Source organism: Bradyrhizobium sp. BRP23 (genome assembly GCF_020194135.1).
GTDB lineage: Bacteria > Pseudomonadota > Alphaproteobacteria > Rhizobiales > Xanthobacteraceae > Bradyrhizobium > Bradyrhizobium yuanmingense.
Genome location: NZ_JADYVW010000005.1, coordinates 493,886 through 517,156, shown reverse-complemented (window position 1 = coordinate 517,156; position 23,271 = coordinate 493,886). Strand labels below are relative to the sequence as shown.

The following is a 23,271-nucleotide window of genomic DNA, read 5'->3' as shown; positions in this document are numbered from 1 at the left end:
TGTGAGTGACGTGTTTGCCGAGACCCCGGCGCAGTCGGAGAGTCCGACCATCTTCTTCGACGGCGTGTCGAGCCGCAGACGGCAGGTGACGCTGACGCTCAGTGATGCGCTCGAGATCGCCGAGGACGGCGCAACGCCTGTTCGCTGGGCCTATGCCGACGTTCGCCGCGCCGACAGTCCCCCCGGAATCCTGCGCCTGGCTGCGACGTCTGCACCGCCTCTGGCGCGGCTGGAGATCCGCGATGCCGTGCTCGCCGCGGACGTAGCCGCGCGCTGCACGCGCCTCGACGAGCACCGGACGACGCGCAGCGGCGTCGCGAAAATCGTGGGCTGGTCGGTTGCCGCCGCCGTCTCCATCGTCTGCGTCGTCCTGTTCGGCGTGCCGCTCGCCGCCGACCGGCTCGCGCCGCTGGTGCCGAAGCCCGTGGAACGGCGCATCGGCGACGCCGCCGAAGTGCAGATGAAAACCATCTTCGGCCGCGGCGTGTGCGAAGACCCCGCGGGCAAGGCCGCGTTCACGAAGCTCGTCAACCGCCTGCGCGATGCGGCCGGCCTCGACGACTCAATGACGGCCGGCGTGCTGCCGAGCTCGATACCGAATGCCTTCGCGCTGCCCGGCGGCAAGGTGTTCGTGCTGAAGGGCCTGCTCGACAAGGCCGAAAGTCCCGACGAGCTCGCCGGCATCCTCGCCCACGAGCTCGGCCATCTCAAGCATTACGACAACATGCGCGGCCTGATCTACAACGGCGGCACCTCGTTCCTGATCGGCCTCTTGTTCGGCGACATCACCGGCTCCTCGGCCGTGATCTTCGCCTCGCGCAGCCTGGTCGAAGCGTCCTATTCGCGCGAAGCCGAGACCGGCGCCGACACTTTCGCGATCGAGATCATGCATGCGCTCGGCCGGTCGCCGAAGCCCGCGGCCCAGCTGATGTTCCGCATCACCGGCAAAGAGGGCGGCTCCGGCCTGACGAATATCCTCGCCAGCCATCCGCTGACCGAGGACCGCCTCGCGCGCATGACGAAGGAGGACCGGCCCGCCAGCGGCCCGCCGCTGCTGACCGACAAGGAGTGGCAGGCACTGAAGGGCATTTGCGGCAGCGGGAAGGTGTGACGGCCCGCTCCTAGCGCATCACTTCGCCGGCGCAGCAGGTGGATTCGATCCGGTGGTGACGTTCGGCGCCGTGTTCGGATTCGAGGTCGTGGTCTGGGGACCGAACTCGCGACCATTGTAGAAGAAGACGGCCGCGACCACGGCGATCACGAAGATCGCGCCGACCGCCCAGCCGACCGGGCTGTTGCGGCGCGCTCTGTCGGCCCTGCGGTCGTCATTCTGATAGGTCATCGTTGCTCTCCATCGCAAAGCAGGAGAACCTCGCGCGGTGGAAGCTGTTCCTAAAACGCGCCCAGCACTTACCGCGTTCCGTAGGCGCGGTCGCCGGCATCGCCGAGGCCAGGCAGGATGAACCCGTTGTCGTCGAGCCCTTCATCCACGGCGGCCGTCCAGATCGGCACGTCCGGATGCAATCCGCGCAGCCGTTCGAGCCCCTCCGGGGCGGCGATCAGGCAGGCGAGGCGGATGTCCCTGGCGCCGCGCTCCTTCAGCCGGTCGATGGCGGCGACGGCGGTGTTGGCGGTGGCGACCACCGGCGTCACCACGATGGCGAGGCGCTCGCTGAGGTCAGACGGCGATTTGAAGAAATACTCCACCGCGGCAAAGCTGTGCGGCTCGCGGTAGAGCCCGATATGGGCGACGCGCGCGGTCGGCACCAGATCCATCATGCCGTCGACGAAGGTGGTGCCGGCGCGCAGCATCGGCACGAATACCAGCTTCTTGCCGGCGATCTTGGCCGAGTGCATCGTCGCCAGCGGCGTCTCGATCACGGTGTCGGTGAGCGGCAGGTCGCGCGTCACCTCGTAGCACAGCAGCATGCCGATCTCCTTGATCAGCTCGCGGAACGACTTGGTCGAGATGGACTTGTCCCGCACCAGCGTCAGCTTGTGCTGCACCAGCGGATGATCGACGATCGTGACGCCTTCCATGATGAGATGCTCTTGCTTTTCCCTTCTCCCCTTGTGGGAGAAGGTGGCGCGAAGCGCCGGATGAGGGGTATCTCTCCGCGAACTCCAACTGAGAGATGTGCCCGCGGCGACAACCCCTCACCCGGCCTCGCTTCGCGAAGCCACCCTCTCCCACTAGGGGAGAGGGTTTAAAACACCGTGCCGTCGCTGATCACCTTGAGCGGCGGCGATCCATCGGGACGGCGTGCAAATGCGATGGCGCGGCCCGCCGCCCACGTGCCGCCTTCGAGGATGCTCGCAAGCGGCAAGGTCCGAGGGGTGCGGCCGAGCTTGGCGCGAATGCGCTCCGCCAACCTGTCGAGCAATGCAATTGTCAGCGCGCGCCACTCCACGACGAGCAGCGAATCCACTTCATGCGCACGCGCGGCATCGGCGGCATCGCGCAGGCGCAGCACGTCATGATCGACGAACAGACCGCCGTTGCGGTATTCGGCGAGCCCGGTCAGGCCATCGATGTCGGTCACCTCAAAGCCGGCGCGCTGCAGCGGCTCGATCAGCGAATAGCTCAGCCATTGCGACAGCTTGTGCAGCGGCACGAGGCCTGCCGTGCCGTCGTCCGCCTTGATCGCCGGATGTCGCCAGCAATCGCCGAGCGGCACGCCCGCAAGCTCAAGTCGCGACGGCCAGATCGGCCCGAGCCGGTTCAGCACCGCGGACAGGATCGCGGGCGCAGCGACGGCGCCGCCGATCGCATGCGCTGCGATATGATCGAACAGCCCGCCCGGCCGCGGCGTATCGTGCAAGCCGAACACGTCCGCACGCTCCGAGACCTGCCTGCCCAGACGCCGCAGCAGGTCGGTGCGTCCCTCCAGGCCGAGCAGCGGATTGGCCTCGGTCACCTGAAAGGCGGAGGTGAGTGAGCCAAGAGGCAGTCTTTCAAGCACCTCCGCATCGGCCCTGAACGGCGCACGCGCATCGCGCGAAAACAGCCCGCTCGCGAACATGTCGAGGCTCGCGATCGCGAGCCCTTCCGATCGCCCTACGTCTGCTCCCGTCACGCTGTCGCGATAGCGCCAAGCTGCGCCGGCGCCGGCATCGAGCAGCACGCTGACGATGGCGAGGTCGAACTCGGCGCGCGCTTGCGCCGCGCGATCCGGCCAGGACGCAGCATCGGCAAGCCGGGCCCAGCGGTCGACGCCGCCGAGCACGAAGTGCCGCCAGCGCGCATGGAAGGGAATGTCAAGCGTCGGATAGGCTTTACGGGTCACCGCGAGCACGGCATCGGCAACGCCATCGATGCGGTCGAGATCGACCGTGAAATGGGTGAGCCCGCCGGCAAGGCCGAGCTCGAGCATCTGCCCGGCGCGCGCGCGCACCGCCTTTGCGGTGAGCAGCGCGCGTGCCTGCGATTCCAAAGCGTCCGCCATCGCGATCAGTATTTTTCCAGCGAACGCCCGACCACGCCGTTCACGTCCTTTTCCGGTGCGATGTCGGTCGAGTAGTAGCCCGCGGCCTTCTTGGCGGCGATCTCGACATGGGCGTCGGCGGGAATCAGCTCCAGCGGGATCGGCACACGCTCGACGATGTCGATGCCTTGCGAGGTCAACGCGTCGTATTTCATGTCGCTCATCGACAGGAAGCGGTCGATGCGCTTGAGGCCGAGCCAATGGATCGTATCCGGCATCAATTGCTGGAAGCGCGCGTCCTGGACGCCAGCCACGCACTCGGTGCGCTCGAAATAAGCGGCGGCCGCATCGCCGTCCTCCTGCCGCTTGCGCGCATTGTAGACCAGGAATTTGGTGACCTCGCCGAGCGCGCGGCCTTCTTTGCGGTTGTAGACGACGAGCCCGAGCCCGCCCTCCTGCGCGCCGCGCGCGGATTCCTCGATGCCGTGGATCAGATAGGGCCGGCAGGTGCAGATGTCGGAGCCGAACACATCGGATCCGTTGCACTCGTCATGCACGCGGCAGGTGATCCTGGTGCGATGGTCCGGCAGTTTCGTCACGTCGCCGAACAGGTAGACCGTGGTGCCGCCGATCGGCGGCAGGAACACCTTCATGTCCGGGCGCGTCACCAGCTCCGGGAACATGCCGGCGGTCTGCTCGAACAGCGTGCGCCGCAGCTCGGTCTCGCCGGTGCCGAAGCGCGCCGCAAGGCCCGGCAGGTACCACACCGGATCGATCGCGATCTTCACCACCGATACGCTGCCACTGGCGTGCACGACCTCGCCATCGGCGCGCAGCCGCTTTGCGGCGAGCGCATCGCGAATCTCCGGCAGGTCGAGCCGCGCCCGCGTCACCGCGATGCTCGGGCGGATGTCCGCGCCCTCGGCGATCTCCTGGCGAAAATTCTCGGCGACCAGGTGCCCCCAGGGATCGAGCGCGACGATTTTTGTGGGATCGGTCCATTGCTCGAACGGACCGATGGTGGCGGCCGGAAAGGTATTGGTGAGGTCAGGACGCCTGATCGGGTCCAGCGCCCCGGCGGAGACCGCGAGCGCGCGGTACATCGCGTAGGACCCGCCATGGCTGCCGATCACGTTGCGATCCCCGGCGCGCGACACCGTACCGATGATCGGCCCGCGCGCGCGCGCATCAGCGGCGCCCCAATGGATGGGAAAGGCGGCCTTCCGGCCCGGCTCCGGATGGGAGGTCAGGCGGATGTGGTCGGTACGGTTGGCACGGCTCATGTCCAGGCTCCCAAAAAGCCAACGGCCCGCCGCTCGGACGGGCCTGCTCACTTGCGACGCCGAACCGGCGGCGCAAGCTCAATCCAACATATTGTAGCGGCCGGCGACGACAGACAAGTTAATCGTGGCAGGGCGCAGGGGCCGTTCGGGGCCAAATTCCCGTCATCGAGAGGGCCGTCGGGCCGTCGCATCCGATGCCAGCGCGCCCATCGCGCTTGCCACTCGGCCTGCGAGGCCAGTTTAAGGAATTGAAATAGTTCCATTTTTCGTGTTTTCAAGGTGTTGCTTCGTTTCGTGCGGTGGGCTTCAAGTTCGGCGCACCGCGCTGCCCTGCCTTGGAGACTGCTATGCCTGCCGCCAGCTACATCGATCCCCGCAACGGAAAGCTCTATCCCTTGGACCAGCCGCGCTGGTGCTCGGACGAGCGCACGCCGCTGCTGGTGACGCCGGGGGCGGGCATCTCACGCGAGGACATCGATGGCCGAACGCGCTCGCTGTGGCGCTATCGGGCGGCGCTGCCGGTCGAGATCGAGAACCCGATCACGCTCGGCGAGGGCTGCACGCCGCTGGCCCAGCAGGACTGGGGCGCGCTGCGCCCGCTGTTCAAGCTCGAATGGTTCAACCCGACCGGCAGCTTCAAGGACCGCGGCTCGGCGGTGATGCTGTCGTTCCTGCGACAGATCGGCGTCGACGCCATTCTGGAGGATTCCTCCGGCAACGGCGGCTCGTCGATGGCGGGGCTGGGGGCGGCCGGCGGCATGCGCGTCAAGATTCTGGCGCCGGCCTCGACGTCGCCGGCCAAGATCGCGCAGGTGCGCGCCTACGGCGCGAGCGTGCAGCTCGTCGAGGGCCCGCGCGAGGAATCCGAAGCCGACGCCATCCGCCAGTCGAGCCAGACCTTCTACGCCAGCCACAATTGGCAGCCGTTCTTCCTCGAAGGCACCAAGTCGCTGGCCTACGAGATCTGGGAAGATCTCGGCTTCCGCGCGCCCGACAACGTCATCATTCCCGTCGGCGCCGGCAGCAGTCTGCTGGGTTGCGCCTTCGGCTTCCGCGAGCTGTTGAAGGCCGGGCAGATCTCGAAACTGCCGCGCCTGTTCGCGGCGCAGCCGCTCAATTGCTCGCCGATCGATGCAAGCTTCAAGGCCGGTGTCGATACGCCCGTCGCGCGCAGGGTGAGCAAGACCGTTGCCGAGGGCACCGCGATCAAGACTCCCCTCCGCCTGCGTGAGATCATCGCCGCCCTGCGCGAGAGCGGCGGCGGCACCATCGCGCTCACCGAGGACGAGATCGTCGCCGCCCTGCGCCGCCTCGCGCGCCAGGGCCTGTTTGCCGAGCCGACCAGCGCCAGCGCGGCTGCGGCGCTCGACAAGCTCGCCGCAACCGGCGCCATCAATGCGAACGAGACCACGGTGGCCGTTCTCACCGGCACCGGCCTCAAGGCCGCAACCACCGTCGCCGATCTCGTGCAGTAGGCTCGCGCTTACCCTCCCGCTCCAGGCTCCTGGAGAGGCTTGGAGAGAGAACGCGAGCGCCCGCCGGCGTCCGCCAGCACCTTCCACTGGAACAGCGGCGAGTCCTTTGGCGGCGAGAGCTGCGGGGTCCAGCCGGTGAGCTTTTCGATCATATAGGTGTCCGTCACGACGCCGCGCCAGCGGCGTTCGACCGTGGCGAGTTGCTCGCGCTGCGCCGGAATGTGCTCCCACAGTGATGCGCGGTTGTCCGGCTCGCGCCCGACATAGATGCCGGCATGGCCCTTGATCCTGTCCATGCCGGGATCGCGGAAGTCCTGGAAGCGGCCGCGCTCGTTGAGCTCGATCACGGGCACGCGGCCCCGGAACAGCCAGCGCATCATGGCGTAGGTGCGGTAGTCCGTGGTTGCGATCCAGGTCGCGCCTGTTGCGTCGAGGGCGGCTTGGGCCTGCGCGGCGATCTGGTCGTAGCCGGCCTCGGCGCCGATCGGGTCGATCTTGCCGAGCAGATTCCAGGGCGCGGCAACGTAGTAGAGGAACACGATGATGACGAAGGCGATGCCTGAGACGATCGCTGTCCTGGCCCAGAACAGCGAGGACCTCAGCATCCGGGCGGACCATCCCTCTTTCCTCATCGTGACGAGATTGACCGCGGTGGCGGCAAAACCGACTGGCCACATGAACATCGGCCAGGTGTCGCCGACGCGCAGCGTCAGCGACTTGAAGAGGAAGTAGGCGAACGGCACCAGCACCGCCGTCGACAAAAGGATCGCGACCGGCTCGCGCGTGCGATAGCCGCGCCACGCCGTCAGCACCAGGCCCGTCAGCACCACCGGCAGCAAGACGAAGCCGACCAGGCCGAATTGCAGGCCGATGTAATCGCCGATCGTACGCAGCGAGACGCCGTAATTGGCGGTGGCGCGCACGCCCTGGAAACGGAACGAGGCCCAGTCGTGCTGCACGTTCCAGATCAGCACCGGCGAGAACACCGCTATCGCGACCAGGACGGCGAGATAGGGGTACGGACTGCGCAGCCAGCGCCAGCGCCAATCCGGCACCAGCAGAAAGGCGGCAACGGCCGGCGCGAACATGATCACAGTAAATTTCGACAGCATCGCCAGGCCCGCGAACAGACCGGCCGCCAGCCACCAGCGGCCGTCGCCGCTTTGCGCCAGCCGCACCAGCGACCACATCATCGCGACCGCGAACGGGATCATCGCGACGTCGGGCGCGACCTTTGCCATCAACAGGCCGTAATAAAGCGCGGCCTCCGGCATCAGCACCGCGAACACGATCGCGCGCGCATCATGGGTGAGGCGGCGGACGATGTCGGCGAGCAGCAGCTGCGTCACCAGCATCGCGACGATGCCGCCGAAGCGGACGCCGAGATTGGTGTCGCCGAAGATCGCGGTTCCGAAGCGGATCAGCCAGGCGATGCCGGGCGGATGATCGAGGAAGCTGAGCGCAGCCTCCTTCGACCAGGTCCAGTAATAGGCTTCATCGGTACGCAGCTCGATGGCCGAGGCATAGACGATGCGGAGCAGCGTCATCGCGGCGATGATCGCTGCGGCCATGAGGATCAGACGCCGTTCGGCGCCGGCTGGCTTCGCAGAGATGTCGGGAGCGATCGTCACGGCGGCGCTTTTCCCCGACTTGGAAGGGGGAGTCAATGTGGGGCCGTCGTCCCTGTGATCCTGCTGGCTGTCCATATCGGAAATTAAAGGTTACGCTGGCTGGTCTCCTCCAGGACCTGACACAACCGAATCATGGCCACCGCTCCCACACAGATGTCAGTCGTCCGCGCCGCCGGGGTGCGGCAGGTGCGACTCGTTTGCGGCATCATCCTGTTCGCCTTTGTGGTCAGTCATTTCCTCAACCACGCGCTCGGCAACATCTCGGTCGATGCCATGGAGACCGGGGTCTACTACCACACGCTGTTCTGGCAGTTCCTCCCGGTCGCGATCGTGTTCTACACGGCCGCCCTCACCCATATGGGCCTCGGCGTCTACGCGCTGTATCAGCGCCGCCAGTTCCGCTGGCGAACGATCGAGCCGCTCCAGCTCGTGCTCGGCTTGAGCATCCCCGTCCTCGTCATGGGCCATGTCATCGGCGTGCGGCTCGCGCAGACGCTGTACGGACACGAGAAGCTGTATCCGCAGGAGCTCTATTTGTTCTTCGTCGCGGCGCCGGGCCTGCTCTGGCAGATGACGATCCTGCTTCTCATCGCCTGGGTGCACGGCTGCATCGGCGTCTATTTCTGGCTTCGGCTGAAGCCGTTCTTCACACGCGCGGCGCCCTATCTGCTCGCGGCCGCCGTGCTGATCCCGACGCTATCGCTGCTCGGCATCTACCAGGGCGGCCGCAGCGTCGCCGCCGACAGTGACGACGGCGAATGGCGTAAGCAGCATCTCACCCGCAGCAAGGTCGGCACGGTTGCGGAAGGCAACACGCTCGAGCGCATCGCGGGCGGTCTCACCATGGGCTATTTCGGTCTGTTGGGACTGGTGCTGGCGGCGCGCGGCGTGCGCGCCCTGCGCGAACGGCGCGGCGGCATGATCGCGCTGTCCTACGGCAACGGCAAGACGGTGCGGGTCCCCAAGGGCCTGTCGGTGCTGGAGGCGAGCCTGCGCCACAACGTGCCGCACGCCAGCGTCTGCGGCGGCCGCGCCCGCTGCTCGACCTGCCGCATCCGTATCATCGGCGATCATGATGCCCTGCCCACTCCGTCGCAGCGCGAGGCTTTCGTGCTCACCCGCGTCGGCACCGCCGATCCCTCGATCAGATTGGCCTGTCAGCTGCGTCCGACCTCCGATCTCTCGTTCTTCCAGCTCTTCGCAGCTCACACGCATGCAACGGACGGAGCCTCGACATCGGCCAGTATCGGCCAGGAGCGCTATCTCGTCAGCCTGTTCGTGGACATGCGCGGCTCGACGCAGCTGGCCGAGAAGCGCCTGCCTTTCGACACGGTCTTCATCGTCAACCGCTTCCTCGGCGCGGTGTCGCAAGCGGTGATCGAGAACGGCGGCCAGCCGAACCAGTTCGTCGGCGACGGCATGCTGGCGCTGTTTGGCCTCGCGGCCGACCCGCAAACCGCCTGCCGGCAGGCGATGAAGGCCGCCGCGGGAATCGCTGCGCATATCGATGAGCTCAACGATCTCCTGAGCCACGATCTGCGCCAGCCGATCCGCTTCGGCATCGGCATCCACGGCGGCGAGGTCATCATCGGCGACATCGGCTATCGCGATCACATCGTCTTCACCGCGCTCGGCGATGCCGTCAACGTCGCCGCCCGCCTGCAGGACATGACCAAGACGCTGGCCTGCGAGGCCGTCGTCTCGGACGAAGTCCGCCGTACCGCTGATATTGCCGACGATGCGCTGCCGCAGCAGGAGGTCGCCATCCGCGGCCGCGACCAGCCGCTCGCAGTGCGCGTGGTGGCGAATGCGAGGGAGCTGGCGGCGCTGGTCGATCGCAGCAAGCGCGTGGCGGCGTGATTCTTTACCTCTCCCCGTAAGAACGGGGCGAGGGAGCGCACCGTCGTCGCGGCCTACTGCTCGTCAATCTCGTTACGAGCACAACACCGGCCTGCTGCAACGCAGCGGCATGGGCTTGCTGCGAAAGCGCGAATTGACTTCACGCAAATGGTTGCGACAGATGAGCGCAGGATCGTGCTGATGACCGCCGATCCAACGAGAAGCTCCGGGAGGAGAAAGAATGTTCGATCGACGCGACCTGCTCAAGGGAGCAGGCCTTGCCGCCATGGCGGCCACACTGAATTCCACCAAGGCGCTGGCCCTCGACACGGTGACCCTGCCCTTCGCCAATGGCGAACGGCCGCTGGTGAAATATCCGCAGAAGCGGCCGATGATCGGCCTGACCAGCCGGCCGCCGCAGCTCGAGACCCCGTTTGCGGTGTTCAACGACGGCCCGATCACGCCGAACAACGCGTTCTTCGTGCGCTACCACCTCTCCGACCTACCCTACGATCTCAACCCCGACAAGTTCACGCTGGAGGTCAAGGGCAACGTCGACAAGCCGCTGAAATTGTCGCTGAAGGACATCCGCAAGATGAAGGCGACGGAGATCGTCGCCGTCAACCAGTGCTCCGGCAACAGCCGCGGCTTCTTCGAGCCGCGCGTCGCCGGCGGTCAGCTCGCCAACGGCGCGATGGGTTGCGCGCGCTGGCGCGGCGTGCCGCTGAAGAACGTGCTGGAGATGGCCGGCGTGCACAGCGGCGCCAGGCAGGTCACCTTCAACGGCATGGACGGACCGGTCAACGACAAGACGCCGGATTTCATCAAGGCACTCGACATCGATCACGCCACCGACGGCGAGGTGATGCTGGCCTATGGCATGAACGGCGAGGACCTGCCGTTCCTCAACGGCTTTCCGCTGCGCCTGATCGTGCCCGGCTATTTCGGCACCTACTGGGTCAAGCACCTCAACGAGATCACCGTCATCGACGACGTTTATGACGGCTTCTGGATGAAGTCGGCCTACCGCATCCCCGACACGCCGAACAATGCGGTCGAGCCGGGCACCGCGCCAAAGGCGACGATCCCGATCAACCGCTTCACCATCCGCTCCTTCATCACCAGCGTCCCCGATGGCGCCAAGCTGAAGGCGGGAGCCGTGACCCTGCGCGGCATCGCGTTCGATGGCGGCAAGGGCATCAAGCAGGTCGAGGTCTCCACCGACGGCGGCAAGACCTGGGTCGGCGCCAAGCTCGGCAAGGACCTCGGCAAGTACGCCTTCCGCGAATGGAAGCTGCCGGTGAAGCTCGCGGCCGGCAGCCACGAGCTCAAGGTCCGCGCCACCGGCAATGGCGGCGAGACCCAGCCGGACATGCCGCGCTGGAACCCGGCGGGTTACTTGCGCAACGTCGTCGAAACCATTCGCGTCAGCGTGGCCTGAAGGAGACTGATCATGCAGCGCATCGTTCTCCTCGCCATCACGCTCGCCGTCACCGCATTGATGGGCTCGTCACTTGCAGCGCCCGTCAATTACAAGACCCCCGACGAGGTCGCCGCCTTCAAGCCCGGTCCCAATCTCGAGGTCGTGCAGGGCAATTGCAGCGCCTGCCATTCGTCCGACTACGTCGCCACGCAGCCGCCGATGAAGGACAAGAGGGCGTTCTGGCAAGCCGAGGTGACCAAGATGATCAAGGTCTATGGCGCACCGATCGACGATGCCGATGTCGGCAAGATCGTCGATTATCTGACCGCGACCTACTGAGGGATGGCATCACGCGCTCCTGCCATTTGACCGCGAAACGGGCAGAACCGGCAAAAACGCCGCGAAGTTGAGCGGAATTCGGCGAAATGGCGATGTGGTTTGAGCTACCAAGCCTGCCACATTCCGCGTATCCTGTTAGGACCGAACCGGCCGGTTGGCGGGGACTGGCGGTTCGAGATCTCGGAGGAAGACCCGCGGAGAAGTCGTGATGGCTAAAGGTACGGTCAAGTGGTTCAACCCGACGAAGGGTTATGGATTTATCCAGCCTGCGTCGGGTGGCAAGGATGTGTTCGTGCATATCTCGGCAGTGCAGAAGGCCGGTCTGTCGACCCTCAACGAGGGACAGACGGTGGAATACGAAGAGATCGCAAACCGGGGCAAGACCTCCGCGGAAAACCTCAAAGTATAAGCCCGCGCCAGCCTTTGCTGCCTCCCGGATTTGTCCGGGAGCGGGCCAAGAAAATTTAAGAAGACGGCCGGTGCATTCGACGACAGGCGTTGCGATTGCACAAGGATAGCTATTTTTTCCTTGCGAAGACCGCTCATCGAACCACAGCAATGACAATCGCGACTGCACTTCGCTAACCCACCGGCAGCGGTGCGTCGCGCTTGATCTCCTCCATCACCGCATAAGTTCGCGTCTCGCGCACGCCCGGCATCGACAGCAGGGTCTCGCCGAGAAAGCGTCGATAGGCGGTCATGTCTGCAAGCCGCGCCTTCACAAGATAGTCGAAGCCGCCGGCAACCATGTGACACTCCAGCACTTCAGGGGCGAGCCTCACGGCTCGGGCGAACCGCTCGAAATTGTCGGGCGTGGTCTTGTCGAGCAGCACCTCGACGAACACCAGGAGCCCAAGGCCGAGCCGGTGCGGGTTGAGCCGCGCGCCATAGCCTTCGACAAAGCCCTCGCGCTGCAGGCGCTTCAACCGCTCGCCGATCGAGGTCGGCGACAGCCCGATGCGCTCGGCGAGCTCGACATTGGCGATGCGCCCATCCTCCTGCAGGATCGAGAGGATTTTCCGGTCTGTTCGATCGAGTTCCATATCTTATCCGGCCAAATGGCTAATCCTCTTCATTTTCTAAGGCAAACTGGCTAAATTGTCTATCGAACTACGGTCACGCGGGCCTTATCCTGGATTTCAGCCACAGGACACGCCATGCCGAACATCCCGCCCCCCTTCTCCGCGCCTTACGCCCCCGATGATTCCGAGATCGCCGCAAAGGTTCTGCCGGCCTCGCATCTCATCCCGGCACGGGAGGCCCGGATCGACCGCCTCGCGACGCGGCTGATCGAGGCGATCCGCAAGCGCGACGACCGGCTCGGCGGGGTCGAGGACATGCTGCGGGAGTTCGCGCTCTCGACCAAGGAGGGGCTGGCGCTGATGGTGCTGGCCGAGGCGCTGCTGCGCGTGCCCGATGCGCGCACGGCCGACCAGTTCATCGAGGACAAGCTCGGCGAGGGCGATTTCATCCATCACGAGACCAAGTCCACCGCGTTCCTGGTCAACGCCTCGGCCTGGGCGCTCGGCCTGTCGGCGCGGGTGATCCAGCCCGGCGAGACGCCCGACGGCACCATCGGCCGGCTGGTGAAGCGGCTCGGCGCACCGGCGGTGCGCACCGCGACGCGCCAGGCGATGCGGTTGATGGGCAACCATTTCGTGTTAGGGGAGACCATCGAGCAGGCGCTGGAGCGGGCTCGGCCGCGCTCGGGCCAGAAGCCGCGCTATTCCTTCGACATGCTCGGCGAAGGCGCGCGCACGGCCGCCGATGCCAAGCGCTATTTCGACGCCTATGCCAGCGCGATTGACACGATCGGCAAGGCTTCGGGCAACCATCCCCTGCCCGACCGGCCCGGCATCTCGGTCAAGCTTTCGGCGCTGCATCCGCGTTTCGAGGCGATCAGCCGCGGCCGCGTGATGGCCGAGCTGGTGCCGCTATTGCTGGACCTTGCGCAGCGCGCCAAGACGCATGACCTCAACTTCACCGTCGATGCCGAGGAAGCCGACCGGCTGGAGCTGTCGCTCGACGTGATCGCGGCGACGCTCGCCGATCCCTCGCTTTCCGGCTGGGACGGATTTGGCCTCGCGATCCAGGCCTATCAGAAGCGCGCCAGCGCGGTGATCGACTATGTCGATGAACTCGCCCGCGCGTATGACCGCAAGCTGATGGTGCGCCTGGTCAAGGGCGCCTATTGGGACACCGAGATCAAGCGCGCCCAGGAGCGCGGGCTCGACGGCTATCCCGTGTTCACGCGCAAGGCGATGACCGATCTGAACTTCGTCGCCTGCGCGACGAAGCTTCTCGCCTTGCGGCCGCGCATCTTCCCGCAATTCGCCACCCACAACGCGCTGACGGTCGCGACCGTGCTGGAGCTCGCAGCAGATGGCGGCGGCTTCGAGTTCCAGCGCCTGCATGGCATGGGCGAAGCGCTCTACGAGCAACTCGCAAAGGATCATCCTGACATCGCCTATCGCACCTATGCGCCGGTCGGCAGCCATCGCGACCTGCTCGCCTATCTGGTGCGGCGCCTGTTGGAGAACGGCGCCAACTCGTCCTTCGTGGCGCAGGCGGCCGATTATCGCGTGCCGGTTTCGGCGCTGCTGCAGCGCCCGGCGGATGCCATCGGCCGGGCGCAACAGGCACCTCATGCCAAGATTCCGTTGCCGGCAGATCTGTTCGCGCCGGATCGGCGCAATTCGCGCGGCGTCGAATTCGGTGAGCGTGCCGCACTCGACGGGCTCCTGACGGACGTGAAGGCCGCGGCGGCCGAGCTTAAGCCTGTCGCTGACGCAACACCGGATCAGGCCAACGCGGCGGTGACGGCTGCGCGCGCCGGCTTTGGCAGCTGGAGCCGGACGCCTGCAGGCACGCGCGCGGCGGCGCTGGAGCAGGCCGCGCATCTTCTGGAAACCCGCGGCGCCCGTTTCATCGCGCTGCTGCAAGCCGAGGGCGGCAAGACGCTCGACGACGCTCTGTCCGAGCTGCGCGAAGCCGCCGACTTCTGCCGCTACTATGCCGCGCAGGGCCGCAAGCTGTTCGGAAACGATGCCGCCATGCCCGGCCCGACCGGCGAGAGCAATGTGCTTAGCCTGCGCGGCCGCGGCGTGTTCGTCGCGATCTCGCCGTGGAACTTTCCGCTCGCAATCTTCCTTGGCCAGGTGACCGCGGCGTTGATGGCCGGCAATAGCGTGGTGGCGAAACCCGCCGAGCAGACGCCGCGCATCGCGCGCGAGGCCGTTGCCCTGCTGCACGAGGCCGGCATCCCCAGAAGCGCGCTGCATCTCGTCACCGGCGACGGCCGCATCGGCGGCGTCCTCACCGCGCATCCTGATGTCGCCGGAGTAGTCTTCACCGGCTCGACCGAGGTCGCGCGCCAGATCAACCGGACGCTGGCGGCCAAGGACGGGCCGATCGTGCCGCTGATCGCGGAGACCGGCGGCATCAATGCCATGATCGCGGATGCGACCGCACTGCCCGAGCAGGTCGCCGACGACGTCGTGACCTCTGCGTTCCGCTCCGCAGGCCAGCGCTGCTCGGCCTTGCGGCTCCTGTTCGCGCAGGAGGATGTCGCCGACCGCATGGTCGAGATGATCGCGGGCGCCGCGCGCGAACTGAAGATCGGCGATCCCGCGGATGTCGCGACCCATGTCGGTCCGGTGATCGATGAGGAGGCCAAGCAGCGCCTCGATGCGCATATCGCGCGGATGAAGCGCGAGGCGCGGCTGCATTTTGCGGGCACCGCGCCGGATGGCTGCTTCGTCGCGCCGCATATCTTCGAGATCAAGGAGGCCGGTCAGCTCACCGAAGAGGTGTTCGGCCCGATCCTGCATGTCGTGCGCTATCGCGCGGAGAACCTCGAACGTGTATTGCAATCGATTGCGCGCACCGGCTACGGGCTCACCCTCGGCATCCATTCGCGCATCGACGACACCATCGAGGCTATCGTCGACCGCGTCCAGGTCGGCAACATCTACGTCAACCGCAACATGATCGGCGCCGTGGTCGGCGTGCAGCCGTTCGGGGGCAGCGGCCTGTCCGGAACCGGCCCCAAGGCCGGCGGCCCGCACTACCTCGCGCGCTTTGCCACCGAGCAGACGGTGACGATCAACACGGCTGCGGCCGGCGGCAATGCCGCATTGCTTGCGGGGGAGGAGTGAGGCCCTGCGCCACGCGCCGTTGCATCCCGGCAAAACATCGGTCTAATGCTCTCATCACGCGCCCGCGCCAATTCCAGCGCGCGGGAAACGATTGAAGCGAGGGAGCGACGCCGCGATGGAGAAGGGCATTTTTGCAGGCCTGAAGGTTCTGGACTGCGCGAGCTTCATCGCAGCGCCCGCGGCCGCGACCGTGCTGTCGGATTTCGGCGCAGACGTTATCAAGATCGAGCCGCCCGGCACTGGCGACCCCTATCGCAACCTGCCGAACCTGCCGGGCTATCCCTCAGGCGAGCACAATTTCGCCTGGCTGCTGGAGGCGCGCAACAAGAAGAGCATCGCGCTCGACTTGTCGAAGCCGGAGGCGCAAGCCGTGCTCTACAAGCTCGTGGCGGAGGCCGACGTCTTCATCACCAACATGCCGCCGCCGGTGCGCGCCAAGCTCGGCATCACCTATGATCATCTCGCCCATCTCAACGACCGGCTGATCTACGCCTCCTTCACCGGCTATGGCGAGAAGGGCGAGGAAGCCAACAAACCCGGCTTCGACAGCAACGCCTATTGGGCGCGGTCCGGCCTGATGGATCTCGTCCGCGCCGACACCGACACCACGCCGGCGCGCTCGGTCGCGGGCATGGGCGACCATCCCTGCGCCATGGCGTTCTACGGCGCGATCGTCACCGCACTGTATCAGCGCGAGAAGACCGGCAAGGGCTCGCACGTCGCTTCCAACCTGATGGCGAACGGGGTGTGGGCCGCGAGCGTGCTGGCGCAGGCCAAGCTCTGCGGCGCCAAGTTCGGCGAGCGGCGCCCGCGCGAGCGCGCGCTTAACGCGGTGGCCAATCATTACCAGTGCAAGGACGGCCGCTGGCTGATCCTGTCGCTGCTGAATGAGGAGAAGCAGTTTCCGACGCTGGCCAAATGCCTGGGCCGTGAGGATCTGATCAACGACCCTCGCTTCGTCACCAAGGCCGACCGTCACGCCCGCTCGGTCGAGCTGATCAGGATTTTGGACGAGACCTTCGCCACCAGGGATCTCGCCGAATGGCGGAGAATCCTCGACGGTAACGGCCTCGTGTTCGGCGTCGTCGCCATCCTGGACGACATCCCCAACGACAAGCAGATGCTCGACAACGAGGTGCTGGTGCCGTTCGAGAACGACACCATGCTGACCATCAACAGCCCGATCTGGATCGACGGCGCCAAGAAGGTGCAGCCGCGCAAGCCGCCAGCCGTCGGCGAGCACAGTGACGAGATTTTGCGCGGGGCGGGATTTGACGAGGCGGCGATCAAGGCGCTGCGGGGGTCGGGAGCTGTGGGGTAAGGCCGAGTCGGTTGCTCCGAACACCGTCATTGCGAGGAGCCCTTGCGACGAAGCAATCCAGACTGTCTCCGCGGAAAGATTCTGGATTGCTTCGCTGCGCTCGCAATGACGATGCCGGACTATCTCGCTATAACAATCGGCAACACACAGTGCCGCGAGGTCCCATGCCCAGCTACCGCCTGCACTACTTCCCCGAATCCGGCAACAGCTACAAGCTGGCGCTGATGCTGACGCTCTGCGGCGAGACGTTTGAGCCGGTCTGGACCGATTTTGCCGGCGGCGTCACGCGCACGGCGGAGTGGCGCAAGGCCGTCAACGAGATGGGCGAGATTCCCGTGCTCGAGATCGACGGCGTGAAGATGACGCAGACCGCGCCGCTGCTGCTGAAGCTGGCCGAGCAATACGGGCGCTTCGGCGCCGAGACGGAGGACGAGAAGTTCGAGCTCTTGCGCTGGCTATTCTGGGACAACCACAAGCTCACCGGCTACATGGCGACCTACCGCTTCATGCGCGCCTTCACCGAGAAAAACGATCCGCAGGTGCTGAAGCATTTTCGCCGGCGGCTCGAAGACTTTCTCGGTATCCTCGACGGCCATCTCCAGCACAATGCATTCGCGATCGGCGCAAGGCCGACGGTCGCGGACATCTCGATGATGGCCTATCTGCATTATCCCAGCGACGAGCATGGCTTCGATTTCGCATCGAGCCATCCCGCCATCCACGCCTGGCTCGGCCGCATGGCCGCGCTGCGGGGCTGGAAGCAGGCCTACGAGCTGCTGCCGGGAAAACGGATGACGAACTACGCGACGTGAGGACTCTCTCTTCTCTCTCTTCTCCCTCTCCCCGTTCTTACGGGGAGAGGGTTGGGTGAGGGGCTTCTCTCCACACCTGAGATTATCGTGAGACCTGTACCCCCTCACCCGAATTCGATCTGCGATCGAATTCGACCTCTCCCCGCAAGCGGGGAGAGGTAAGCAAGCTCACCTCAACGACAGCCAGCCGAGCGTGAACAGAATGCCGCCGACGATGACGGCCACCGCAACGGCCCAGATGCTGACGCGGGCGCTGCCGGTGACCTGCTTGACTTCCTCGTTCCGCGCGATCTCGCGATTGCGCGCCTTGTTGGCGTTGCCGGTATCCGTCATGGGTCATCCAAATCGCTTGAGACTTTATCTTGCGCGTGATCCTTCGGAAAACCGCTCCACACTTTTCCTGGATCACGCGCTAACGCGTCTTGATGAAGCACATGCCGATGCGGCGCGAGGCCGCGGCGGCCTGGCAGGTCAGACCGCTAGCACAGCTCCATGACGTAAAACTCCTGTCCGGCGTTCCCGATCCCGGATCTTGCAGGGAACAATGCGCGCCCCAGCCGTCCTGATATTCGCTGCCGGCGAGCTCGCGACTGCCGCGGGTCTGCGGCCGACTGGCAAATCCGCGTGAGAAATCAGGGATCTTTCCGGCCGCGAACGCGGTCAGGATGTCGCGGCGGCGGAGCTGGTCGCCGAAGAAGTGTGGCGAGGCCGCCACGATGGCGGCATTCGACGGTCTGTCCGCAAGCCAATCGACGCCCGGGAAATGGAAGCCGCCGATGCCACGGGTTTGGTGACAGCCGGTGCAGGTGACGTCGTTGAGACGGCGCTGGAAGCCTGCGACCGAACGGACGTTCTGCATGTCGAGGCCGCGTGCCGCCGCCTGCTTCAGCGCGCCGACCACGTCATTGTCGGTGAAGACGGGATCGCCTTTGCCCTCCCCCTGCATCATGCCGAACTCCGGCTGCAACGCCGAGGCGTCGAGGCCGGCGGGGGTCGGCACGATTGCGGCCCTGGCCAGGAATTTCTCCGGGATCAACACGGTGCCGCGATCGAACGCGCGTAAGTTCTCCGGCGCGAGCAGCCAGGCCTTGAAGTCGCGCCGCAGCGCATCGTCAGCAAGAATGCGATCGCGGTCGATCTGGTTCTCCAGCGTCGATTCCACGAATGTCCTGGTGGCGGCATTGTACTTGAACACCTTGAGAAGATAGTCGGAGCGGAAATCATGCAGCGCCGATTTCGGCGCGACCGAGACCTGGATATTGGTCTCGATGCTGTCGAGCATGGCGTCGTCAGGCGGAGCGCGACCGCCGATCAAGCCCTGCCAGTCGCCATTGTCGAGCCAGCGCCGCGCGATCTCGGCGCAGCTGATCGGCTTGCCGTTCGCATCCGTCTGGCGCCCATCGCGCGCCTTCATCACGAGGTTGAATGTCATCGGCAGGCGCGTTGCGGTCTTGCCGCCATCCGGCCCGCTGTCGAAGCGCGCCAGACGATAGATCAGCCGGATCTCGCCACAGGACTCTTCCGAGACATAGGCACGATCCATGCGATTGACGATGCCGGCCAGCACGAAGCGCGCCTCGCGCGATTTCAGATTGGCCCGATCGAACAATTGTACGTCGAAACCCTCGCCGACGCCGATGGTCTCGCCCGGATAGGTCGCCCTGAACCATGCGATATAGCGGTCGAATTCCGCATCGATCGCGGGCAGAATGTCTTTCAGCTGCGGCAGCGAGGCGAACATCGGCTCGGTCGTGAGCGGGACGTCCGAATTCCGCTCCGGCGACAAAAGACGCGAGATCGTCAGCGTGTTGTTCTGGTCGAGCTTGCGCAGGAGATCGGGATCGGTAATCGCGGTGCCGCGCGTCAGCGCGGCATTCTCCGCTGCGAACAGCGAAACCACACCGCCCAGCAATGCGGCGGCAGCAACGAGAATTCGCAAGGCGCGGCCCATGCCTGAGGTAACACCGCGCAAGGACACCTATTCAAGCAAAAAGGCGCCTCACATCGCAGTGAAGCGCCTCTTCGAAAGTCGGATATCGGACGCTCAGCGTCCGGTGATCAGCCCCCTCGAGGTGACGACCACCCAGCGGCCATCCTGGCGGCGGATCGCATCGACACGGCCGACGCCGGGGATGGGGTCGCCGGGATAGACCTCGTAGAGGCCGTCGCGGCCCTCGATCAGCGCGCCGCCATTGCCGGCGCTGCGCAGCCGCCAGCCTTCGATCGTCGGCAGACGCCCAACTTCGGTCTTGGGAGCTGCGGGCGCCGGGACCGGTGCGGCCGCCGCGGTCGCGACCTGCGTCGGCGCGATCGAGCCGGTGGTCTCCTTGGGCACCGCTGCAGCGGCCTGCGCAGGCGCGGCGGGCGGCGTGGCGCGGAGCTTGTCGACGGCCTCGGACAGCTTTGCGATCCTGGCCAGCGGCTCGGCCTGCGCCTTTTCGAGCTTGTCCAGGCGGTCGTTGGCCCGGTTGAACTGGGTGAGGCCGGTCTTCGAGCTCTGCTCGACATTGGCCTTCAGGGCGACGAGGTCGGCGTCGATCCGCGCCACGGACGCATCCAGCGCGCTGGTATCGGCGACCTGGACCGGACCCGGGGCGGGTGCGGCGAAACGCATCATGCCGGCGGTCGCAAGCGCGCCGCTGATCGCGCCGACGCTGGCGGCAATCGCCACCACCGCGGCCATCGCCGACAGCCGGCGCTTGCTGCCGGACTCGCGCGGCTCGTCGGCCTTCCCATGCGGGGCGAACTCCTCGCGCTCCCAGGCGCGGTCGGCGGGCGGCATGACGATGAGCTTGCCGTGCTTCGGCTCGGGCTTGGCCTCAGCTTTGGCGTCAGTCTTGGCGTCAGTCTTGGCCTCAAACTTCGGCACTTCGATCCGCGGCGGCTCAATCTTCGGGGCGTCCGCCTTGACCGGATCGGGCTTGGGCGGCGCTTCGTGGTCGGGGGCGATCGAGGGGGCCTCGATACCCGCGGCAGCCTCGATGGCCTGCGGCGCTGCCGCGTCGATGGCAGCGGAATCCTGGGCAGCCTGCTCGGGCATTGGTTCGCTCACGGCTCAAATACTCCAGTCTCGGTTGACCTTTTGGTAACTTTCATTGCTTGCGAAATCCTTACCTCGGGACCCGCTTACCGAAATTTTAGGAATTCATCCGGGGCCGAATTGGGCCGGGAAAGTGGAACCGGTGTGGCGGGCGTGAAACAGTTCGTAATCGGGGGAAGATGAACGGGGGCGGAATGGCCCCCATGGCGTCATTGCGAGCGCAACTCCGCGGAGGCAGTCTGGATTGCTTCGTCGCAAGGGCTCCTCGCAATGACGGAGCGCGCCGCGCGCGCTCCGATCAAATCACTATCCGTCACATCACGACGGGAGCATCCGGCAGCTCGTTCGCATGCGGCCCTTGCTTAGGAAAATGCTTTGCCATTTCGCGCGAGACGGCCTCGATGCCACTGATCACGCCGCGTTCGAACCGGCCCGATCTGAACTCGGCCTCTATCGCGCGGCAGATCGTCTCCCAACCCTCCGCGCCGACCTTCGCGTCGATGCCGCGATCGGCGATGATCTCGACGTCGCGGTCCGCGAGCAGGAGATAGATCAGAACGCCATTGTTGTGGGCGGTGTCCCAGACACGCAGATGCGAGAACACGTCGAGCGCGCGCTCGCGGGCCGGCTGGTTGCGGAACAGCGGGCCGCCGTCGAGCGCCCCTTCGACGACGAAGCGGACCTGGCCGGAATGGGTGGCTTCGCCGCGCTTGATCGCCTGCTCGATGCGGTCGAGCACCGCTTGCGGAAAGATCTGCTTCGCCCGCCAGTGATGCTGCACGAGATGTCGGGCAATGCGCTTGATGCTCATGATCGCTACCAGCTCCCCGAGGCGCCGCCGCCGCCAAAACTGCCGCCGCCGCCGCTGAAGCCGCCGCTACTCGACGATCCGCTACTCCATCCGCCGGAGGAGCCGCTCGACCACGAGCCGCCGCGCGAGCGGCCCGTGCCCGGCGTGATCGCCGAAAACAGATCGGCGATGAATCCGACGATGAAGCCGAGGATGCCGACAGCCGCCGCGAGCGCCGCGGAGCCGAGAATGAGCCAGGTTACCGCTGCGATGATGCCCCCGGTCACCAATGATCCGAGCAGCCGCCCCAGGATGGCGCGGAAGAACCCGCCGACGCCGATCGAGGCAAACAGCGCCACCGCAAACACCGGCGCCAGATCATCCAGACTATTGTGGGCGAAGTTGACGCTGCGCGAGGGTGACGGCAGCGGCTCGCCGTCGATCACCCGCAACATGCGGTCCACGCCTGCGCTGATGCCCGCGGCGAAATCGCCACTCCTGAACTTGGGGGTGATCGCCTCGTCGATGATGCGCCGAGAGGTGACGTCGGTGAGCACGCCTTCGAGACCGTAGCCGACCTCGATGCGCAAATGCCGGTCGTTCTTGGCGACGACGAGAATCGCGCCGTCGTCGACCTTCTTGCGACCGATCTTCCAGGCCTCCGCGACGCGAATCGAGAATTGCTCGATCGTCTCCGGCTGCGTGGTCGCGACGATCAGGACAGCGATCTGGCTGCCCTTGCGGTTTTCGAAGTCGCGCAGCTTTTGCGTGAGCGTGGCGATGTCGCTGCTGGAGAGCGTGCCGGTCTGATCGACGACACGGCCGGTGAGCTGGGGGACGGCGACGTCGGCATGGGAGGGGAAGGCAAAGGTGAGGAGGAGGGCGATGGCGAACACAAAAGAGGCGATCGCTCGATGCGCCCACCAAATCCTCGCTGTCATCGCCCGGCTTGACCGGGCGATCCAGTATTCCAGAGACGCCCGTGGGATGCGGAGAGGCTGCGGCGTACTGGATTCCCCGCCTTCGCGGGGAATGACAGCGGAGTGTGGGGCGCGCATTCGAAACGACGCGCTTACTTCGACGGCGCCGGCGCCGCGTTAAAGTCCACCTTCGGCGCGATCGAGATCGCCTTCTCGTTCTCGACAGAGAAGTTCGGCTTCTCCTTGTAGCCGAACGCCATCGCGGTGAGATTGGTCGGGAACGAGCGGACGGTGACGTTATAATCCTGCACCGCCTTGATGTAGCGGTTGCGCGCCACCGTGATGCGGTTCTCGGTGCCCTCGAGCTGCGACATCAAATCCTTGAACAGGGCATCGGACTTCAGCTGCGGATAGTTCTCGGTGACGACCAGGAGGCGCGACAGCGCGCTGGAGAGCTCGCTCTGCGCGGCCTGGAATTTCTGGAACGCGGCGGGATCGTTCAGCACCTCCGGCGTCGCCTGAATGCTGCCGACCTTGGCGCGTGCATTGGTCACGCCGAGCAGCACGTCCTTCTCCTGCTGGGCAAAGCCCTTCACCGAGTTGACGAGATTGGGCACGAGATCGGCGCGGCGCTGATACTGGTTCACGACCTCGGACCAATTGCCCTTGATCTGCTCGTCCTCGCTCTGGATCGCGTTGTAGCCGCAATTGGTCAGGCTCAGCGAGGCCAGGGCGGCCAGCACGGTCAGGATCTTGCGCATTAAATTTCTCCCGGTGGAATCCGGCGCAAACTATCAGATTGCGCGCCTGAGAAAA

Annotated in this window: 21 protein-coding genes; 9 read left to right on the top strand and 12 right to left on the bottom strand. The window is 65.8% G+C overall.

Features of this window, described 5'->3' with window-relative positions:
• Position 1 precedes the first annotated feature (1 nt).
• Complete coding sequence (locus I6F24_RS17400; RefSeq protein WP_036028635.1) at positions 2–1,111, top strand: M48 family metallopeptidase; 1,110 nt, start codon at positions 2–4, stop codon at positions 1,109–1,111.
• A gap of 18 nt (positions 1,112–1,129) precedes the next feature.
• Here the strand turns inward: I6F24_RS17400 and I6F24_RS17395 are convergent, their stop codons facing one another.
• The 4 genes from I6F24_RS17395 to I6F24_RS17380 all read right to left on the bottom strand — a co-directional run bounded on the left by I6F24_RS17395 (position 1,130) and on the right by I6F24_RS17380 (position 4,708).
• The gene (locus tag I6F24_RS17395) at positions 1,130–1,342 is read right to left on the bottom strand and encodes a hypothetical protein (RefSeq protein WP_225148013.1); all 213 of its coding nucleotides are present in this window, start codon (positions 1,340–1,342) and stop codon (positions 1,130–1,132) included.
• Between the two features lie 68 nt (positions 1,343–1,410).
• Positions 1,411–2,040, bottom strand: coding sequence for a uracil phosphoribosyltransferase (upp, locus tag I6F24_RS17390; RefSeq protein ID WP_036009715.1), 630 nt, complete (start codon positions 2,038–2,040; stop codon positions 1,411–1,413).
• A 167-nt stretch (positions 2,041–2,207) separates the two neighbouring features.
• On the bottom strand, positions 2,208–3,446 hold the full coding sequence (locus I6F24_RS17385; protein WP_225134813.1) for a URC4/urg3 family protein: 1,239 nt from the start codon (positions 3,444–3,446) through the stop codon (positions 2,208–2,210).
• Between the two features lie 5 nt (positions 3,447–3,451).
• Complete coding sequence (locus I6F24_RS17380; RefSeq protein ID WP_036028644.1) at positions 3,452–4,708, bottom strand: GTP cyclohydrolase II; 1,257 nt, start codon at positions 4,706–4,708, stop codon at positions 3,452–3,454.
• Positions 4,709–5,055: 347 nt separating this feature from the next.
• Here I6F24_RS17380 and I6F24_RS17375 point away from each other — a divergent pair, with 347 nt between their 5' ends.
• Complete coding sequence (locus I6F24_RS17375; protein ID WP_225151123.1) at positions 5,056–6,183, top strand: pyridoxal-phosphate dependent enzyme; 1,128 nt, start codon at positions 5,056–5,058, stop codon at positions 6,181–6,183.
• 8 nt (positions 6,184–6,191) lie between these two features.
• On the opposite strand, the gene I6F24_RS17370 is transcribed toward I6F24_RS17375, so the two are convergent.
• Positions 6,192–7,754: a glycosyltransferase family 39 protein gene (locus I6F24_RS17370; RefSeq protein WP_036028647.1), complete on the bottom strand. Its 1,563-nt coding sequence runs from the start codon at positions 7,752–7,754 to the stop codon at positions 6,192–6,194.
• 192 nt (positions 7,755–7,946) lie between these two features.
• Here I6F24_RS17370 and I6F24_RS17365 point away from each other — a divergent pair, with 192 nt between their 5' ends.
• The 4 genes from I6F24_RS17365 to I6F24_RS17350 all read left to right on the top strand — a co-directional run bounded on the left by I6F24_RS17365 (position 7,947) and on the right by I6F24_RS17350 (position 11,824).
• Complete coding sequence (locus I6F24_RS17365; RefSeq protein ID WP_225151121.1) at positions 7,947–9,674, top strand: adenylate/guanylate cyclase domain-containing protein; 1,728 nt, start codon at positions 7,947–7,949, stop codon at positions 9,672–9,674.
• Positions 9,675–9,894: 220 nt separating this feature from the next.
• Complete coding sequence (locus tag I6F24_RS17360) at positions 9,895–11,094, top strand: molybdopterin-dependent oxidoreductase (RefSeq protein ID WP_036028656.1); 1,200 nt, start codon at positions 9,895–9,897, stop codon at positions 11,092–11,094.
• A gap of 12 nt (positions 11,095–11,106) precedes the next feature.
• Entirely contained in the window at positions 11,107–11,415 is a 309-nt protein-coding gene (locus tag I6F24_RS17355) for a cytochrome c (protein ID WP_036028658.1), read from the top strand.
• 208 nt (positions 11,416–11,623) lie between these two features.
• On the top strand, positions 11,624–11,824 hold the full coding sequence (locus tag I6F24_RS17350) for a cold-shock protein (RefSeq protein WP_008563500.1): 201 nt from the start codon (positions 11,624–11,626) through the stop codon (positions 11,822–11,824).
• Between the two features lie 172 nt (positions 11,825–11,996).
• Here I6F24_RS17350 and I6F24_RS17345 read toward each other — a convergent pair whose 3' ends face one another.
• Complete coding sequence (locus I6F24_RS17345) at positions 11,997–12,458, bottom strand: Lrp/AsnC ligand binding domain-containing protein (RefSeq protein WP_036009699.1); 462 nt, start codon at positions 12,456–12,458, stop codon at positions 11,997–11,999.
• Between the two features lie 114 nt (positions 12,459–12,572).
• Between I6F24_RS17345 and putA the strand changes: the two genes are divergently transcribed.
• From putA to I6F24_RS17330, 3 genes are all read left to right on the top strand, one after another.
• Positions 12,573–15,572, top strand: a complete 3,000-nt coding sequence (gene putA / locus I6F24_RS17340; protein WP_225151119.1) for a bifunctional proline dehydrogenase/L-glutamate gamma-semialdehyde dehydrogenase PutA — start codon at positions 12,573–12,575, stop codon at positions 15,570–15,572.
• A gap of 115 nt (positions 15,573–15,687) precedes the next feature.
• Positions 15,688–16,893, top strand: a complete 1,206-nt coding sequence (locus I6F24_RS17335) for a CoA transferase (RefSeq protein WP_109145231.1) — start codon at positions 15,688–15,690, stop codon at positions 16,891–16,893.
• Between the two features lie 164 nt (positions 16,894–17,057).
• Positions 17,058–17,705 carry a glutathione S-transferase family protein gene (locus I6F24_RS17330; protein ID WP_225151117.1) on the top strand — a complete coding sequence of 216 codons (648 nt, stop codon included), beginning with the start codon at positions 17,058–17,060 and terminating at the stop codon, positions 17,703–17,705.
• A gap of 168 nt (positions 17,706–17,873) precedes the next feature.
• Here I6F24_RS17330 and I6F24_RS17325 read toward each other — a convergent pair whose 3' ends face one another.
• The 6 genes from I6F24_RS17325 to I6F24_RS17300 all read right to left on the bottom strand — a co-directional run bounded on the left by I6F24_RS17325 (position 17,874) and on the right by I6F24_RS17300 (position 23,216).
• Positions 17,874–18,038 carry a hypothetical protein gene (locus I6F24_RS17325; RefSeq protein ID WP_193374981.1) on the bottom strand — a complete coding sequence of 55 codons (165 nt, stop codon included), beginning with the start codon at positions 18,036–18,038 and terminating at the stop codon, positions 17,874–17,876.
• Between the two features lie 79 nt (positions 18,039–18,117).
• Positions 18,118–19,656, bottom strand: coding sequence for a hypothetical protein (locus I6F24_RS17320; protein ID WP_225113939.1), 1,539 nt, complete (start codon positions 19,654–19,656; stop codon positions 18,118–18,120).
• Positions 19,657–19,749: 93 nt separating this feature from the next.
• Positions 19,750–20,745: a hypothetical protein gene (locus I6F24_RS17315; RefSeq protein ID WP_036028667.1), complete on the bottom strand. Its 996-nt coding sequence runs from the start codon at positions 20,743–20,745 to the stop codon at positions 19,750–19,752.
• A gap of 313 nt (positions 20,746–21,058) precedes the next feature.
• Positions 21,059–21,556, bottom strand: a complete 498-nt coding sequence (locus I6F24_RS17310) for a TPM domain-containing protein (protein WP_036009684.1) — start codon at positions 21,554–21,556, stop codon at positions 21,059–21,061.
• Between the two features lie 5 nt (positions 21,557–21,561).
• The gene (locus tag I6F24_RS17305) at positions 21,562–22,476 is read right to left on the bottom strand and encodes a YgcG family protein (RefSeq protein WP_036009682.1); all 915 of its coding nucleotides are present in this window, start codon (positions 22,474–22,476) and stop codon (positions 21,562–21,564) included.
• Positions 22,477–22,607: 131 nt separating this feature from the next.
• Complete coding sequence (locus tag I6F24_RS17300; protein WP_225151115.1) at positions 22,608–23,216, bottom strand: LemA family protein; 609 nt, start codon at positions 23,214–23,216, stop codon at positions 22,608–22,610.
• Positions 23,217–23,271: the final 55 nt, after the last annotated feature.

Excerpts from the sequence above, each read along its gene's own strand:
- I6F24_RS17345 (WP_036009699.1), bottom strand. The coding sequence starts at position 12,458 with ATGGAACTCGATCGAACAGACCGGAAAATCCTCTCGATCCTGCAGGAG.
- I6F24_RS17305 (WP_036009682.1), bottom strand. The coding sequence starts at position 22,476 with ATGACAGCGAGGATTTGGTGGGCGCATCGAGCGATCGCCTCTTTTGTG.
- upp (WP_036009715.1), bottom strand. The coding sequence starts at position 2,040 with ATGGAAGGCGTCACGATCGTCGATCATCCGCTGGTGCAGCACAAGCTG.
- I6F24_RS17370 (WP_036028647.1), bottom strand. The coding sequence starts at position 7,754 with ATGGCCGCAGCGATCATCGCCGCGATGACGCTGCTCCGCATCGTCTAT.
- I6F24_RS17360 (WP_036028656.1), top strand. The coding sequence starts at position 9,895 with ATGTTCGATCGACGCGACCTGCTCAAGGGAGCAGGCCTTGCCGCCATG.
- I6F24_RS17350 (WP_008563500.1), top strand. The coding sequence starts at position 11,624 with ATGGCTAAAGGTACGGTCAAGTGGTTCAACCCGACGAAGGGTTATGGA.
- I6F24_RS17335 (WP_109145231.1), top strand. The coding sequence starts at position 15,688 with ATGGAGAAGGGCATTTTTGCAGGCCTGAAGGTTCTGGACTGCGCGAGC.
- I6F24_RS17315 (WP_036028667.1), bottom strand. The coding sequence starts at position 20,745 with ATGCCCGAGCAGGCTGCCCAGGATTCCGCTGCCATCGACGCGGCAGCG.
- I6F24_RS17325 (WP_193374981.1), bottom strand. The coding sequence starts at position 18,038 with ATGACGGATACCGGCAACGCCAACAAGGCGCGCAATCGCGAGATCGCG.
- I6F24_RS17375 (WP_225151123.1), top strand. The coding sequence starts at position 5,056 with ATGCCTGCCGCCAGCTACATCGATCCCCGCAACGGAAAGCTCTATCCC.
- I6F24_RS17380 (WP_036028644.1), bottom strand. The coding sequence starts at position 4,708 with ATGAGCCGTGCCAACCGTACCGACCACATCCGCCTGACCTCCCATCCG.
- I6F24_RS17395 (WP_225148013.1), bottom strand. The coding sequence starts at position 1,342 with ATGACCTATCAGAATGACGACCGCAGGGCCGACAGAGCGCGCCGCAAC.
- I6F24_RS17320 (WP_225113939.1), bottom strand. The coding sequence starts at position 19,656 with ATGGGCCGCGCCTTGCGAATTCTCGTTGCTGCCGCCGCATTGCTGGGC.
- I6F24_RS17330 (WP_225151117.1), top strand. The coding sequence starts at position 17,058 with ATGCCCAGCTACCGCCTGCACTACTTCCCCGAATCCGGCAACAGCTAC.
- I6F24_RS17310 (WP_036009684.1), bottom strand. The coding sequence starts at position 21,556 with ATGAGCATCAAGCGCATTGCCCGACATCTCGTGCAGCATCACTGGCGG.
- I6F24_RS17355 (WP_036028658.1), top strand. The coding sequence starts at position 11,107 with ATGCAGCGCATCGTTCTCCTCGCCATCACGCTCGCCGTCACCGCATTG.
- putA (WP_225151119.1), top strand. The coding sequence starts at position 12,573 with ATGCCGAACATCCCGCCCCCCTTCTCCGCGCCTTACGCCCCCGATGAT.
- I6F24_RS17365 (WP_225151121.1), top strand. The coding sequence starts at position 7,947 with ATGGCCACCGCTCCCACACAGATGTCAGTCGTCCGCGCCGCCGGGGTG.
- I6F24_RS17385 (WP_225134813.1), bottom strand. The coding sequence starts at position 3,446 with ATGGCGGACGCTTTGGAATCGCAGGCACGCGCGCTGCTCACCGCAAAG.
- I6F24_RS17300 (WP_225151115.1), bottom strand. The coding sequence starts at position 23,216 with ATGCGCAAGATCCTGACCGTGCTGGCCGCCCTGGCCTCGCTGAGCCTG.